At 63.9% G+C, this 14,266-nt stretch carries 13 protein-coding genes; 2 read left to right on the top strand and 11 right to left on the bottom strand.

Going from position 1 to position 14,266, the window contains the following annotated elements; translation table 11 throughout:
- Positions 1-167 precede the first annotated feature (167 nt).
- Positions 168-1,382 (top strand): YeeE/YedE family protein, encoded by a 1,215-nt coding sequence (locus B3361_RS08740; RefSeq protein WP_054906146.1) that lies wholly within the window; start codon positions 168-170, stop codon positions 1,380-1,382.
- Positions 1,383-1,504: 122 nt separating this feature from the next.
- On the opposite strand, the gene B3361_RS08735 is transcribed toward B3361_RS08740, so the two are convergent.
- Both B3361_RS08735 and B3361_RS08730 read right to left on the bottom strand, forming a co-directional pair.
- Complete coding sequence (locus B3361_RS08735; RefSeq protein WP_047149831.1) at positions 1,505-1,834, bottom strand: hypothetical protein; 330 nt, start codon at positions 1,832-1,834, stop codon at positions 1,505-1,507.
- Positions 1,835-1,908: 74 nt separating this feature from the next.
- On the bottom strand, positions 1,909-2,394 hold the full coding sequence (locus tag B3361_RS08730; RefSeq protein WP_054906144.1) for a DUF998 domain-containing protein: 486 nt from the start codon (positions 2,392-2,394) through the stop codon (positions 1,909-1,911).
- A gap of 194 nt (positions 2,395-2,588) precedes the next feature.
- Between B3361_RS08730 and B3361_RS08725 the strand changes: the two genes are divergently transcribed.
- Positions 2,589-3,338, top strand: coding sequence for a FadR/GntR family transcriptional regulator (locus B3361_RS08725; protein ID WP_009687013.1), 750 nt, complete (start codon positions 2,589-2,591; stop codon positions 3,336-3,338).
- Between the two features lie 21 nt (positions 3,339-3,359).
- Here B3361_RS08725 and B3361_RS08720 read toward each other — a convergent pair whose 3' ends face one another.
- From B3361_RS08720 to B3361_RS08680, 9 genes are all read right to left on the bottom strand, one after another.
- Positions 3,360-4,940 carry an aldehyde dehydrogenase (NADP(+)) gene (locus B3361_RS08720; RefSeq protein ID WP_054906142.1) on the bottom strand — a complete coding sequence of 527 codons (1,581 nt, stop codon included), beginning with the start codon at positions 4,938-4,940 and terminating at the stop codon, positions 3,360-3,362.
- A gap of 57 nt (positions 4,941-4,997) precedes the next feature.
- Positions 4,998-6,551, bottom strand: a complete 1,554-nt coding sequence (garD, locus tag B3361_RS08715) for a galactarate dehydratase (protein WP_054906141.1) — start codon at positions 6,549-6,551, stop codon at positions 4,998-5,000.
- A gap of 78 nt (positions 6,552-6,629) precedes the next feature.
- Entirely contained in the window at positions 6,630-7,994 is a 1,365-nt protein-coding gene (locus tag B3361_RS08710; RefSeq protein WP_054906140.1) for an MFS transporter, read from the bottom strand.
- Positions 7,995-8,098: 104 nt separating this feature from the next.
- Positions 8,099-9,010, bottom strand: a complete 912-nt coding sequence (gene kdgD / locus B3361_RS08705) for a 5-dehydro-4-deoxyglucarate dehydratase (RefSeq protein WP_054906139.1) — start codon at positions 9,008-9,010, stop codon at positions 8,099-8,101.
- Between the two features lie 387 nt (positions 9,011-9,397).
- On the bottom strand, positions 9,398-10,201 hold the full coding sequence (locus B3361_RS08700; protein ID WP_029886748.1) for a gamma-glutamyl-gamma-aminobutyrate hydrolase family protein: 804 nt from the start codon (positions 10,199-10,201) through the stop codon (positions 9,398-9,400).
- 467 nt (positions 10,202-10,668) lie between these two features.
- Entirely contained in the window at positions 10,669-11,451 is a 783-nt protein-coding gene (locus B3361_RS08695; protein WP_154211471.1) for an amino acid ABC transporter ATP-binding protein, read from the bottom strand.
- Between the two features lie 21 nt (positions 11,452-11,472).
- On the bottom strand, positions 11,473-12,717 hold the full coding sequence (locus tag B3361_RS08690; RefSeq protein ID WP_054906137.1) for an NAD(P)/FAD-dependent oxidoreductase: 1,245 nt from the start codon (positions 12,715-12,717) through the stop codon (positions 11,473-11,475).
- 16 nt (positions 12,718-12,733) lie between these two features.
- Positions 12,734-13,444 carry an ABC transporter permease gene (locus tag B3361_RS08685; RefSeq protein ID WP_054906136.1) on the bottom strand — a complete coding sequence of 237 codons (711 nt, stop codon included), beginning with the start codon at positions 13,442-13,444 and terminating at the stop codon, positions 12,734-12,736.
- Complete coding sequence (locus B3361_RS08680) at positions 13,441-14,160, bottom strand: ABC transporter permease (protein ID WP_009687024.1); 720 nt, start codon at positions 14,158-14,160, stop codon at positions 13,441-13,443. The genes B3361_RS08685 and B3361_RS08680 overlap by 4 nt, the downstream gene beginning before the upstream one ends.
- Positions 14,161-14,266 lie beyond the last annotated feature (106 nt).

Raw genomic sequence — 14,266 nt, 5'->3', positions numbered from 1 at the left:
CCAGGAACCATAGAATCTCCCTCAGGTACGGCGCATGGCTTGAGTGCTGTGCAGTATGTGAGAGCTGGCAGCTTTGAACGGCTTAACAAATGCCCTGGCCATACGCGGACCCGGTTGACCGTTGCGGGTATACTCGCCAACCGTTTCACTGTTATCCGAGTATTTAGATGGGTCTTTCCGCAATCGCAACACCCGCACCGCGCCGCTTCGGCGTGCCCCTTGTCGCCTTGCTTGTGCTGCTGGCTGGTGCCTGGTTCCTGAACCTCAACGCCGGCTTCAAGCAGGCCTTGCTGCTTATGGTCGGCGCCGCACTTGGCCTGACCTTGTACCACGCGGCCTTTGGTTTCACCTCAGCCTGGCGGGTGTTCATCAACGAACGCCGGGGCGCGGGCCTGCGCGCGCAGATGTTCATGCTGGGGCTGGCGGTGCTGTTGTTCTTCCCGGCGCTGTCGGCAGGTAGCCTGTTTGGCTCACCCGTGACCGGCCTTGTGGCCCCGGCCGGTGTTTCGGTGGTGTTCGGTGCGTTCATTTTCGGCATCGGCATGCAACTGGGCGGCGGTTGTGCCTCGGGCACGCTGTTCACCGTTGGCGGGGGTAATACACGCATGCTGGTGACCTTGCTGTTCTTCATCATCGGTTCGGTCAGCGCTACCCACCACGCCGACTGGTGGTTCGCCTTACCGTCGTTCCCGGCCACCTCGATTGTGCAGGCGTGGGGCGTGGCGCCGGCGCTGCTGGTGAGCCTGGGCGTATTTGGCCTGATCGCGTGGGCCAGCGTGGTGCTGGAAAAGCGCCGGCATGGCGGGTTGGAGGCGCCTGTCGGCAGTGCGCAGCGCGGCTTGCGGCGATTGCTGCGGGGACCCTGGCCGCTGCTGTGGGGCGCCATCGCTTTGGCCGTGTTGAACTACGCGACACTGGCCCTGGCGGGGCGGCCGTGGGGCATCACCTCGGCCTTCGCCTTGTGGGGCGCCAAGGTGCTTGAAGGCCTGGGTGTGAATGTCGCCAGTTGGGTGTTCTGGCAGGCACCGACCAACGCCAAGGCGCTGGCTTCGCCGTTGTGGCAGGACATCACGACGGTCATGGACCTGGGCATCGTGCTCGGTGCGCTCCTGGCAGCAGGGTTGGCCGGGCGTTTTGCGCCCAGCCTGAAAATTCCGCTGCCGTCATTGCTGGCTGCGGTGATTGGCGGGCTGCTGCTGGGCTATGGTTCGCGCCTGGCCTATGGCTGCAATATCGGAGCGTACTTCAGCGGTATTGCTTCCGGCAGCGTGCATGGCTGGCTGTGGCTGGTGGCGGCTTACGCCGGCAACCTGATTGGGGTGCGCTTGCGCCCGCTGTTCTTTGCCGGGGAACGCCGTCCGGCGGTGCTGAGCGGCTGCTGATTCAGCACTGGGCGCCGTCCGGGGCTGCTTGAAGCTTGCTTCACGGCAGGGGCCCCGTGGCGGCGTTTTTAAATTCATGAAGTACTTTAGATTTGATTCATAAGTGCTTGAAATAAAAACACCTATCTCTTCGCAACTGCATGGTGCACGCACTGCTCGTAATAGGTCTGCCGGATTGCCGCAGGCTTGAGCCTGGAGCGGCTGTTATAGGTTTGTTCAGTAATGCCGAAGGCGGTCATGCGCATCCACGGTTTGGCGAACTTTCGCACCTGAAGCTTCTTGCGCGTAGCGTACAGGGTGACCCCGGCAAGCTTGGCCTGCTGGGCTTCACCGGCTATTTGCGCACCCCACTGGCAGGTGTGGCGATCATTCTGGCTGAGCGCCCTGGCCTGGGCGCCGAAAGCGAATGTGGCGAGCAGGCAGCCGGCCATCGTAGCTAGAAGTACTCGCATATTGCTGTCCTAAGCAATTGAAGGGGAACGAAGTTTGCCTTCAATTGCAAAGGTGGGGGGCCAGCAAATTGCCGTCAGCGGTTGGGCCTGTGCAATGACCTAGCAGCCGGGTTGCGCAGGCTAGCCCAGGCAAGGCAGGCGATCCACGGTACCGACACCCCGTAGTTGAGGCGCTGGTACAAGCCGAACAGTTGCCCGCTTTGTGCCGCCTGGGCCATGAGTGCGACGGTCACGATGGCCAGTATCAGGCTGGTGGCGGACAGTAGCGCGACGGCCTGGCTTCCGGCCAGACGCGTCCTGAGCCACGCCCACAGGGCGCTCGCCAGGGTCAGTGAAAAGAACATCAGCAACCCCGACAAGATGAACAAGACCGCGAGAGGATAATTGTTGACCCATGGCGACCAGCGCTGCACGGGCGAGCCAACCGCGCCGAGCTGGCTCATGGCTTGTTGGAAATGGTCGTAGCCGGGGTACGCCAGTGCAGTGAGCCAGACCCCGGCCAACAGCCACAAGGGGATCAGTAAGCCGCAGCCCAGCAAAAGGCGGTCATAGGTTTTCACACGGGCAGTTCCTTCCATGGATGCGTGAGGTGGAAGCGCACAGTATCTTGCAGCGCAGGCTCTGTGCCAGCACTTCCAGGTGTTGTCGGGTAGGTGCAGCCCCAGGCAGGCAATGAAATCCGCACGCGACATATGTGATCGTACAACTGCTTGCGCTATGATAAGCGCTGTCTTTCAAGGTGAAACACAGGGCGATGACAGAGCAGCAGGTACAGGCAAGGACCCGGCGCAAGCCGCGCAGTCTGGCCCAGGAACTGGTTACGGTGCTGACCGAGCGTATTCGCAGCGGCCAGCTCAAGCGCGGCGACAAGCTGCCGACCGAATCGCAGATCATGGTTGAAGAGGGCGTCAGCCGCACGGTGGTGCGTGAGGCCATTTCGCGGCTGCAAGCCGCCGGGCAGGTGGAAACCCGCCACGGCATCGGTACGTTCGTGCTGGATGCGCCGGCGACCGGGGGCTTCCGGATCGACCCGGCTACCGTCGTTACCCTGCGTGAAGTGCTGGCGGTGCTGGAGTTGCGCATTGCCCTTGAGATCGAATCGGCGGGGCTTGCCGCACAACGCCGCAGCGATGACGAGCTGGCCGGCATGCGCGCGGCGCTGGATGAGCTGAACGAAGGGGCGGCCCACGCCACCGATGCGGTGTCGGCCGATTTCCAGTTTCACCTGCGCATTGCCCAGGCCAGTGGCAACCATTACTTCGCCGACATCCTCAACCACCTGGGCACCAGCATCATCCCCCGGACCCGGTTGAATTCAGCGCGGTTGGCGCGTGATGACCAGGCCCATTACATGAGCCGGCTGCGCCATGAGCATGAAGCCATCTATGAAGCCATTGCACGGCGAGACAGCGAAGGGGCCAAAATGGCCATGCGCATGCACCTGAGCAATAGCCGTGAGCGTTTGCGTCAGGTGCATGAAGAGGCTGAGGCGCAAGGGGCCTGAGGCCCGTGCCGCAAAGGGGCGTCAGATCGCCCCGTCGCGCCACTGCCCATTCACCAACCGCCGCAGCCCCAGCGGGTTGCTGTCACGCAGGGCCTCGGGCAACAGCGCCTGCGGGTAGTTCTGGTAGCACACGGGGCGCAGGAAGCGGTCGATAGCCAGGGTGCCGACCGAGGTTCCGCGGGCGTCGGAAGTTGCCGGGTACGGCCCGCCGTGGACCATGGCATCGCACACCTCGACACCTGTCGGGTAACCATTGAGCAGAATCCGCCCGACTTTCTCTTCCAGCAGTGGTACCAGCCAGGCAAAGGCTTCAAAGTCCTCAGGCTCGCCGATCAGTGTGGCGGTCAGCTGGCCGCGCAGGCCAAGCACGGCAGCGCGCAACTGGTCGTTATCCTGAACTTCCACGGCCACGGTGGTGGGGCCGAACACTTCCTCCTGCAGCAATGGGTCGGACTCGACCAGCAACCGGGCATCGGCCTTGAACAACTGGGCATGGGCCTGGCTGCCTTGCTGTGCCTGGCCGGCCAGGTGTTCGATACCGGCGTGGGCGTGCAGGTGCTCCAGGCCAGCGACATAACTGCGCAGGCCGCCGGCGTTGAGCATGACCTGGCCGGCCTGCTGGCCCAGGTGCTGACCCAGCTCAGCCAACAGCTGGCTGTACGGTGGCGATTGCAGCCCGATGACCAGGCCCGGGTTGGTGCAGAACTGCCCTGCGCCCAGGCACACCGAACCGGCCAGCTCACGGGCGATGGCGTCGCCACGCTTGGCCAGGGCGCCCGGCAGGATGATCACCGGGTTGATGCTGGACATCTCGGCGAACACCGGAATCGGCTGGGGGCGCTCTGCGGCCATGCGGCACAGGGCGTCGCCGCCTTTCAGCGAGCCGGTGAAACCTACAGCCTGGATGGCCGGGTGCTTGACCAGCCACTCGCCCACGCCGCCACCGAACACCATGTTGAACACCCCCTGGGGCATGCCGGTACGCTCGGCTGCCCGGTTGATGGCGCAGCCGACCAGGTCGGCGGTTGCCATGTGGCCGCTGTGCGCCTTGAACACCACCGGGCAGCCGGCGGCCAGCGCCGCGGCGGTGTCGCCACCTGCGGTGGAGAACGCCAGCGGGAAGTTACTGGCGCCGAACACCGCGACCGGGCCAACGCCAATGCGCATCTGGCGCAGGTCCACGCGTGGCAGTGGCTGGCGTTCGGGCAGGGCGAGGTCGATGCGTGCGCCTAGGTAGTCGCCACGGCGCAACACCTGGGCGAACAGGCGCATCTGGCCGCTGGTACGGCCGCGCTCACCCTGGATACGTGCGGCGGGCAGTGCGGTTTCGCGGCAGACGATAGCGATGAAGGCATCGTCCAGCTCGTCCAGTTCGGCGGCGATGGCATCCAGAAATTCGGCGCGGCGCGCCGGGGCCAGTTGGCGGAATTCGGCGAAAGCGGCGGCCGCGGCTTTGGCGGCTTGGTCGACTTCGCCCTCGGTAGCCTGGGCAAAGTTGTACGGCAGGGCTTCGCCAGTGCTGGCGTCCAGGCTCTGCAGGCGCTGTGCGCCAGCGGCGCTGCGCTGGCCGGCGATGAAGTTGTGGCCGAGGATTTCAGGCATGGGGTGCTCCTGTGAGGGTGGCTGAATGAAGAGTGCTGGGCAAGCCTGCCCAGGGCATCAGGTAATCGGCGCCGGATTGAACAGGGTGATGTCGTTGTGCAAGCGGTGCTGCTCGGCCCAGGTCTGCTTGCGGCCACTGGCGACGTCGAGGTAGTAGTGGAACAGCTCCCAACCCAGTTCCTCGATGGTCGCGCGGCCGCTGGCGATGCGCCCGGCGTCGATATCGATCAAATCGGGCCAGCGCTGCGCCAGCTCGCTGCGGGTGCACACCTTGACCACGGGCGCCATGGCCAGGCCATACGGTGTGCCGCGGCCCGTGGTGAAGACATGAAGGTTCATGCCTGCGGCCAGTTGCAGGGTGCCACAGACGAAGTCGCTGGCCGGGGTGGCGCAAAAGATCAGGCCCTTGCCCTTGACCCGCTCGCCTGGGCCAAGCACGCCCTGGATGGCCCCGCTACCGGACTTGACGATCGAACCCAGCGACTTTTCGACGATGTTCGACAGCCCGCCTTTCTTGTTGCCCGGTGTGGTATTGGCGCTGCGGTCGGCAGCGCCTTGCTGCAGGTAGCGGTCGTACCAGTCCATTTCGCTGACCAGCGCGTCGGCCACCGCCTGGTTTTGCGCGCGGGAAGTCAGCATGTAGATGGCGTCGCGAACCTCGGTCACTTCCGAGAACAGCACGGTGGCACCGGCACGTACCAGCAGGTCGGCGGCATAACCCAGCGCCGGGTTGGCGGTAATGCCCGAAAAGGCGTCGCTGCCACCGCACTGCATGCCGAGGATCAGCTCGCTGGCCGGTACGCTTTCGCGTCGACGCTGGTCGAGTTTCTTCAGGCGGGTTTCGGCCAGCGCCATGATCTGCTCGATCATTTCCACAAAGCCCAGGCTGGCGTCCTGCAGGCGGTACAGCCACGGGTCGCTGAGATCTACCGACGGGTCGTTGTCGTGCATCACCTGGCCGGCCTGCAGCTTTTCGCAGCCCAGGCTGATGACCAGCGCTTCGCCGCCCAGGTTGGGGTTGCGCGCCAGGTTGCGCACGGTGCGGATCGGGATATAGGCGTCGCGGGCGTTGATGGCCACGCCGCAGCCGTAGCTGTGGGTGATGGCTACCACGTCATCGACGTTGGGGTATTTGGGCAGCAGTTCGCTGCGAATGCGCTTGACCGCGTGCTCCAGCACGCCGGTCACGCACTGCACGGTGGTGGTGATGCCAAGGATATTGCGCGTGCCGACCGTGCCGTCGGCGTTGCGGTAGCCTTCGAAGGTGAATCCTTCCAGTGGCGGCAGCGGCTGTGGCACGGCATCGCAGCGTGGCAGGCTGTCCAGTTCCGGGGCAGCGGGCATGGCCAGCTGGCTTTCCTGTACCCAGCTGCCCTGGCGCAGGTCTTCCAGCGCATAACCGATGATTTGCCCGTAGCGGCGCACCGGCTCGCCCTTGGCGATGGTCACGGTGGCAACCTTGTGGCTTTGCGGTACGCCCTCGACCAGGGTCAGGCCGTCGGCAAAACGGGCACCTTCGCCCAGGCCGCCGTCATTGACCACGACCACGACGTTGTCATCGTCGTGCAGGCGCACGTAGCGGGGCGAGTCGGAATGTTCGATCAACTGCATGTTTGGGCCCTACTTGTCAGGTTCTCAGGCTTTTTTGTACATCCGCCCGCACCGAACGAGCCGGCGCGGGCGTGTCACTCAATGGCGCGAGCTGGCCAGTTCGCCGTTGGCAGCAGGCTCAGCCTGTGGCTTCGGGGCGTCGTCGCGCAGTTCGATACGCTTGATCGGGCCAACGATCGCCAGGTAGCTGAACACCGCTACCAGGGCGTTGGCGCCTACGTAGACCAGGGCCCACTTGAACGAACCCGTGGCGCTGATGATGTAGCCGATGACGATAGGCGTAGTGATAGAGGCGATGTTGCCGAAGGTGTTGAACAGGCCGCCCGACAGGCCGGCGATCTGCTTCGGCGAGGTGTCTGCCACTACCGCCCAGCCCAGCGCGCCGATGCCTTTGCCAAAGAAAGCCAGGGTCATGAAACCGACGACCATCCACTCGGCGTCTACGTAGTTGCAGAACACCATGGTGGTCGACAACATCAGGCCGCAGACGATCGGCAGCTTGCGCGAGAAGGTCAACGAGTTGCCACGGCGCAGCAGCCAGTCCGAGATCACCCCACCCAGCACACCGCCGATAAAGCCGCATACCGCCGGCAGCGAGGCGATGAAGCCGGCCTTGAGGATGGTCATGCCGCGTTCCTGCACCAGGTACACCGGGAACCAGGTCAGGAAGAAATAGGTGATGGCGTTGATGCAATACTGGCCCAGGTACACGCCCAGCAGCATGCGGCTGGTCAGCAGCTGCTTGATGTAACCCCATTTCGGGCCATCGTTGCCGCGCTTGTGGTCCATGTCGACCAGGCCGCCGTTCTGCTCGATGTGTTCGAGCTCGGCCGGGCTGATGCGTGGATGCTGGCGCGGGTTGTAGATGGTCTTCAGCCAGACCATCGAGAAGATGATGCCCAGCGCCCCCATCACCACGAACACGTGCTCCCAGCCGAAGCTGAACACGATCCAACCCATGATCGGTGCGAACAGGGCGGTGGCGAAGTACTGCGCGGAGTTGAAGATGGCCGAGGCGGTACCGCGTTCCTGGGTCGGGAACCAGGCCGCGACGATACGGGCATTACCTGGGAACGACGGGGCTTCGGCAAAGCCGACGAGGAAGCGCAAGGTGAACAGGGTCACGACTGCCCAGGCAACCGGAAGGCCGCCGACAAAGCCCTGCAACAGGGTGAACAGCGACCAGGTGAAGATGCTGAAGGCGTAGACGTTCTTGGAACCGAAGCGGTCGAGCAGCCAGCCACCCGGAATCTGGCCAGCCACGTAAGCCCATCCGAAGGCGGAGAAGATATAACCGAGGGTTACGGCGTCAATGCCGAGGTCTTTCTGCAGGCTGGAGCCTGCGATTGCAATGGTCGCGCGGTCGGCATAGTTGATCGTGGTCACCAGGAACAGCATGAACAGGATCAGGTAGCGCACATGCGTCTTTTTAGTCGCTTGCATGCTGGTTGTACTCCCACTAGTTATTTTTGTGCGGGCTCACGAATGGTAACCGGAGCGGGGCAGGCCCACTCCGGGCGCGGCATATGGCAGGCCGCAAGCAGCGCTTACTGCGGGCCCATCTTGTCCATCAGCGCGGCGAGCATTTCGTACTCTTCGGCGGTGAGGTCGGTCAGCGGGGTACGCACCGGGCCTGCGTCGTAACCGGCCAGCTTGGCGCCGGCCTTGACGATGCTCACGGCGTAGCCAGCCTTGCGGTTGCGGATGTCCAGGTAGGGCAGGAAGAAATCATCGATCAGCTTGGCTACAGCAGCGTGGTCGTCGCGGGCGATGGCGTTGTAGAAGTCCATCGCTGTCTTCGGCACAAAGTTGAACACTGCCGAGGAGTAGACCGGTACGCCAAGGGCCTTGTAGGCAGCAGCATACACTTCTGCGGTTGGCAGGCCACCCAGGTAGCTGAAGCGATCACCCAGGCGGCGGCGGATCGACACCATCAGCTCGATATCACCCAGGCCGTCCTTGTAGCCGATCAGGTTAGGGCAGCGTTCGGCCAGTTTCTCCAGCAGGTCGGCGTTCAGGCGGCAGACATTGCGGTTGTACACCACCACGCCGATCTTCACCGATTTGCACACGGCCTCCACGTGGGCGGCAACACCGTCCTGGCTGGCTTCGGTCAGGTAGTGCGGCAGCAGCAGCAGGCCCCTGGCGCCCAGGCGCTCGGCTTCTTGCGCATATTCGATGGCCTGGCGGGTGGAGCCACCCACGCCGGCGAGGATCGGTACCGAAGTGGCGCAGGTATCGACTGCGGTCTTGATGACCTGGCTGTATTCGCTGGCAGCCAGGGAGAAGAACTCACCCGTACCACCGGCGGCGAACAGGGCACTGGCGCCATACGGGGCCAGCCACTCCAGGCGCTTGGTGTAGCCCGCCGGGTTGAAGTCGCCCTGGGCGTTGAAGTCGGTGACCGGGAAAGACAGCAGGCCGTGGGAGAGGATGGATTTGAGTTCTTGTGGGTTCATTGTTGTTGGCATCCTGTGGCGCTTGGGTGGAGGTGTTGTTTTGCGTTAGAGGTAAGTTATCGTACAACCTCAGGGATGACCAGTGCTTTTTGCGATTTTTGTTTTGTGCGAGCGTGCCTGCTTCTACGTGGCCGCCTCGATATGTGTGGTGGGTTGTAGATCGAGCGCCGCCCGCGCGGCGCTCGATCTCACAGGCGCTGAAAAACCGACGACTACCACCCGGTAGTCATCGTATCTCTCAAGACCAAAGAAAAAAAACGATCGCAAAGATAGGCACAAACCCGCCGCCCGATTCCACGGCAGATATTCTGGGACCAGCAGAGGGTGACCGGGGGAGGCGGGGGCGGCCTTGCGCCGCCCCGCGATCAAAGCAGGGGAAACTGTAGGTCAGGCAGCGCGCTTGACCTGCGCCTTGCGAACCTGCGCGCGGCACGCGTCACCGAACGCCTGGAAGATCTTGATCGAGTCGGGGTTCTGCGCGGCTTGCCATTCTGGGTGCCATTGCACGGCGAACAGGAATGGCGAAATGCTTGGCGCATGAATGGCCTCGACCAGGCCGTCTTCCGCATGCGCGATGGCCTCGATGCCGGCGCCGAGCTTGTGCAGGCCCTGGCCGTGCAGCGAGTTGACGCGGATTTCGTCGCAACCCAAAGTGTCGCGCAGCCAGCTGCCTGGTTTGATCTTTACGCTGTGAACCTGGGCGTACTGTACTTCGACCGGGTCTTCCGGGTTTTCCCGGTGGTCATTGAAACCCGGTTCGGCGTACACCTTCTGGTAGATGTCGCCACCCAGCGCCACGTTGATTTCCTGCATGCCCCGGCAGATGCCGAAGATGGGCAGGCCACGCTTGAGCGCCGCCTTGACCAGCGGAATGTCGAACAGGTCGCGGTTCTGGTCCTGGCCTTTGCCTGGGGTCTGGTTTTCCTGGCCGTACAGCGCCGGGTCGATGTTGCTGCCAGCGCCGGTCAGGTAAACGCCGTCGGCCATGTCCAGATAGGTCTCGAGGTCGTCAATGCCGCAGCAGGTGGGCACCAGCACCGGGACACAATCGGCGAACTCGACCAGCGGGGTGATGTATTTGTGGGTCATGACCTGGTAGTCATGGCCTTTGCGCTCTTGGCTGCCCATGGTCATCAGGACGACGGGTTTGCGCAGGGAAGGTTGCTTGTTGCCAATGTTGCTGTTGGACATATGTCACCTTGGGACAGGTTCGACCTGTCGTTGTTGTGCAGGCGCACGGCGCGGGGCCCTGAGTGGCGCCTGGAGCCCCGAGCACTGCCGGCTCGTCGAGCTGACGATGCCGGTCGGGGCCTGTAGATAGCTTGCCAGAGCCGTTCGATATGTCAAACGACTGAAAGGGGCTGCAATGCGGGAAATGCGCCGGTTTTGGGTGGGTTGAACCGATGCGGGCCTGTGGCGGCGTGGGTTTGGCGGGAGGTTCGGTCAATAATATTTAACGACGCAGTCGGGTCTTTGCAGCCGTGCAATGAAATAGGTGGCTTGAAGTCAACGCGGTCGTTGTGGGAGCGGCCTTGTGTCGCGAAAGGGCTGCACAGCAGCCCCGGCAATATAGGCAACAGTGCTGAAAAACCGGGGGCCGCTTTGCGACCCTTTCGCGACACAAGGCCGCTCCCACAAGCTCAGTGACAGGTCTGCACTCAGTGCAGGATCTGCGTCAGGAACCCCTTGGCCCGCTCGGTGCGCGGGTGGTTGAAGAACACCTGCGGCGGGCTGTCCTCGATGATCTGCCCACCCTCCAGGAACAGCACCCGCTCGGCCACCTGCCGGGCAAAGCCCATTTCGTGGGTGACGCAAAGCATGGTCATGCCCGTGCCGGCCAGTTGCACCAGCACATCCAGCACTTCAGCGACCATTTCAGGGTCCAGTGCCGACGTAGGCTCGTCGAACAGCATGATCCGCGGTTTCATGCACAGCGCGCGGGCAATTGCCACGCGCTGCTGCTGCCCGCCGGACAACTGGCTGGGGTACTTGTGCGCTTGGCTTGCGATGCCCACTTTGGTCAGGTACATGCGCGCCCGCTCCTCGGCATCCTTGCGCGATAGCCCACGCACGCTCGTGGGGGCGAGCAGGCAGTTGTCGAGCACGCTCATGTGCGGGAACAGGTTGAAGTGCTGGAACACCATGCCAATGTCGCTGCGTACCTGCGCCGCCTCCCGGGCGTTGGTCGCAAGGTCGACGCCGGCGACCTCGATAGTGCCCTGCTGGGCGATTTCCAGGCGGTTGATGCAGCGGATCAGCGTCGACTTGCCCGAGCCGGAAGGCCCGCACAGGACGATACGTTCGCCTTCGCGTACCTGCAGGTCGATGTCGCGCAAGACATGGAACGCCCCGTAGTGCTTGTTCAAGCCTTCAATGCGGATCAGCACCGGGCGCGGGTCGGTTTCAGGGGTAGCGGTGGCATGGCTCAAGAGTGCGGTCATCGTGTTGTGCTCCCGCGGGGGTCAGTCGAAACGGGTTGCGCTATAAGGCGCGGGGTCGGTGAAGGGGCGTTCCCCGGTCACCAGTTCGGCCAGCAGGCGGCCGCTGACCGGGCCCAGGGTGAGGCCATGGTGGGCGTGGCCAAAGTTGAACCACAGCCCCGGGTGGCGTGGCGCCGGCCCAATGACCGGGCGCATGTCGGGCAGGCACGGGCGCCGCCCCAGCCACGGTGCGTCGTCCAGGCGCTCGCCCAGCGCGGGGAACAGCTTGCGCGCCAAGGCTTCGCAACGGTCCAGCTGAATCTGGTTGGCGGGCGCATTGGCGGCATCGAACTCGATACCGGTGGTCAAGCGCACGCCGCGCGCCATCGGTGCCAGCACATAACCGCCCTGGGTGTCGCAGATCGCGTGCTCCAGTTGCGCGCCGCCACGGGTGCCGTAGTGCATGTGATAGCCGCGCTTGATCGCCAGCGGTATCTGGTAGCCCAGGCCGCTGAACAGGTCGGCCGACTGGGGGCCCAGGCAGGCGACAACCTCGTCGGCAGTGATCGGGCCACGGCGGCTGTCGACCTGCCACTTGCCGTGGTGCTGACGCAGGCTGCGCGCATCGCCATGCAGGAACTGCCCGCCGCGTTGCTGGAACAAGGCTGCATACCCACGGGTGAGGGCGCCGGGGTTGATGACGGTTTTTGGGTCAAGCCAGTGGATACCGCCGACCACGGTGGCATCCAGCTGGTGTTCGCGTGCCTGCAACTGGCCGCATTCCAGTATTTCGAACTGCAGGCCGTAACGGCTCAGGCCTTTGGCATCGGCCTTGGCCTGGCTGAACAGCGTCGGATCGCGGAACACCTCGATCCAGCCTTTGGCCTGCACCAGCCCTTGCAGGCCGGCAGCTGCGATCAGCACGTCGTGTTCCTCCACGCAGCGCTGCACCAATGGCAGCATATCGGCGGCGGCACCTGCCAGGCGCCCGGGGGCGGACTGGCGCCAGTAGCGCCACAGCCACGGTGCCGCCTTGGGCAGATGCGCCAGGCTGTAGCGCACGTCGGGCTGGCGGTTCAGGCCATAGCGCAGCAGGGCGCCCAGTTGCCGTGGGAAGGCATAGGGGATGACGCTGGAGCGCTCGATGAGCCCGGCGTTGCCGTGGCTGGTACCGCTGCCCGGTTCGTCGCGGTCGAGCAGTACCACCTGGCGCCCGCGGGCTTGCAAGTGCAGGGCGGTGCTGACGCCGACGATGCCGGCGCCCAGGACTAAGGTCTGGCAATGCATGGAACGTATCCTTTGGTCAGTTCAGGTGGCGGCCCAGGCGGGCTTCCAGGTGTTTCAGCAGGCGCCGCACCACCTCGACGATCACCAGGTAGAGCACTGCGGCCCACAGGTAGATCTGGAAGTCGAAGCTGCGCGAAAAGGCCAGTTTGGTCACGCCCATCAGGTCGTAGATGGTCACCAGCGAGGCAATGGCGCTGGCTTTGATCATCAGGATCAATTCGTTGCCCAGCGGGCCGATGGCAACCAGCAGCGACTGCGGCAGGATCACCTTGAAGAAGGTCGTCGAGCGCTTCAGGTTCAAGGCCCGCGCCGCCTCATACTGGCCCGGGGCGACGGCCATCAGGCTGCCGCGGAAGATCTCGGCCTGGTAGGCGGCGGTGTTCAAGGTGAACGCCAGCAAGGTGCAGAACCACGCCTCGCGGAAGAACCACCACAGGCCCACGTCCTGCCAGAAGCTCTTGAACGAGCCCAGGCCGTAGTACAGCAGGAACAACTGGGCCAGCAATGGCGAGCCGCGGAAGAAGTACACATAACCTGCCGCCAGGCGTTGCAACAGCAGGTTGTGCGACAGGCGCGCCAGCGCCAGCAGCAGGCCCAGCAGCGCGCCCAGGCTGAAGGAAATGGCGACCAGCTTGGCAGTGACCAGCAGGCCGTCGACAAAGCGCGGGCCGTAACGCTGCAGCAGGTCAGGGTCGAGCACCAGCGCCAGCAATTGGTCGAGGCTCATGCGCGCGCTCCTTGCAGGTGGCGGTTGCTCCGCCGCTCGATGTAGGCGAACACGCGCCCGGACAATGCCGCGAACAGCAAGTAGCCCAGGCACGCCACGCCATAGAAGAACATGGGCTCTTTGGTCACGCTGACGGCCAGGTTGGTCTGGCGCATCAGGTCGACCAGCGAGATGGTCGACACCAGCGAGGTGTCCTTGAGCAACGACAGCCAGTTGTTGGACAAGCCGGGCAGGGCAATGCGGGTCAACTGCGGCAGCAGCACCTTGAAGAACCCGGTGCGTTTGCTCAGCCCCAAGGCCGAACAGGCCTCCCACTGGCCTTTGGGCAAGGTCTTGAAAGCGGCCAGCCAGATCTCGCTGGAAAATGCGGCAAACACCAGGCTGAACGCGATCATGGCGGCCACGAAGGTATTGATCAGGAACTCACCTTCATAGCCCAGGGCGGCAAGGACCTTCTGCGCGGCGATCTGGCAGCCGTAATAAATGATCAGCAGTGTCAGCAGCTCGGGCAAGCCGCGGAACACGGTGGAAAACGTGGTGGCCCAGGCCCGTGGCAGGCGTTTGCGCGAGCGGGCCGCCAGGGCGACTACCAGGCCCAGCGGCAGGCCGATGGGCAGGCAGGCCAGGGCCAGTGACACAGTGACCAGCGCGCCGGCCAGCAGCGCCTGGCCCCAGCCACCGCTGGCCAAGGACAGCAAGGACAATTGATCGAGCATGACGAACACCTTGAGTTGACCTCACCGGCCTCATCGCCGGCAAGCCAGCTCGCACAGGTAAACCGCTGTTCTTCAGGTCTGTGGGCAACCTGTGGGAGATTCTATG

Origin of the sequence: Pseudomonas sp. UBA6699 (genome assembly GCF_002454615.1) — a bacterium.
GTDB lineage: Bacteria > Pseudomonadota > Gammaproteobacteria > Pseudomonadales > Pseudomonadaceae > Aquipseudomonas > Aquipseudomonas juntendi.
This window is presented reverse-complemented; position numbering and strand designations above follow the sequence as displayed.

What these genes read in the sequence shown, in the direction of transcription:
- B3361_RS08740 (WP_054906146.1), top strand. Translation starts at nt 168, where the DNA reads ATGGGTCTTTCCGCAATCGCAACACCCGCACCGCGCCGCTTCGGCGTG.
- B3361_RS08735 (WP_047149831.1), bottom strand. Translation starts at nt 1,834, where the DNA reads ATGCGAGTACTTCTAGCTACGATGGCCGGCTGCCTGCTCGCCACATTC.
- B3361_RS08725 (WP_009687013.1), top strand. Translation starts at nt 2,589, where the DNA reads ATGACAGAGCAGCAGGTACAGGCAAGGACCCGGCGCAAGCCGCGCAGT.
- B3361_RS08720 (WP_054906142.1), bottom strand. Translation starts at nt 4,940, where the DNA reads ATGCCTGAAATCCTCGGCCACAACTTCATCGCCGGCCAGCGCAGCGCC.
- garD (WP_054906141.1), bottom strand. Translation starts at nt 6,551, where the DNA reads ATGCAGTTGATCGAACATTCCGACTCGCCCCGCTACGTGCGCCTGCAC.
- B3361_RS08710 (WP_054906140.1), bottom strand. Translation starts at nt 7,994, where the DNA reads ATGCAAGCGACTAAAAAGACGCATGTGCGCTACCTGATCCTGTTCATG.
- kdgD (WP_054906139.1), bottom strand. Translation starts at nt 9,010, where the DNA reads ATGAACCCACAAGAACTCAAATCCATCCTCTCCCACGGCCTGCTGTCT.
- B3361_RS08700 (WP_029886748.1), bottom strand. Translation starts at nt 10,201, where the DNA reads ATGTCCAACAGCAACATTGGCAACAAGCAACCTTCCCTGCGCAAACCC.
- B3361_RS08695 (WP_154211471.1), bottom strand. Translation starts at nt 11,451, where the DNA reads ATGACCGCACTCTTGAGCCATGCCACCGCTACCCCTGAAACCGACCCG.
- B3361_RS08690 (WP_054906137.1), bottom strand. Translation starts at nt 12,717, where the DNA reads ATGCATTGCCAGACCTTAGTCCTGGGCGCCGGCATCGTCGGCGTCAGC.
- B3361_RS08685 (WP_054906136.1), bottom strand. Translation starts at nt 13,444, where the DNA reads ATGAGCCTCGACCAATTGCTGGCGCTGGTGCTCGACCCTGACCTGCTG.
- B3361_RS08680 (WP_009687024.1), bottom strand. Translation starts at nt 14,160, where the DNA reads ATGCTCGATCAATTGTCCTTGCTGTCCTTGGCCAGCGGTGGCTGGGGC.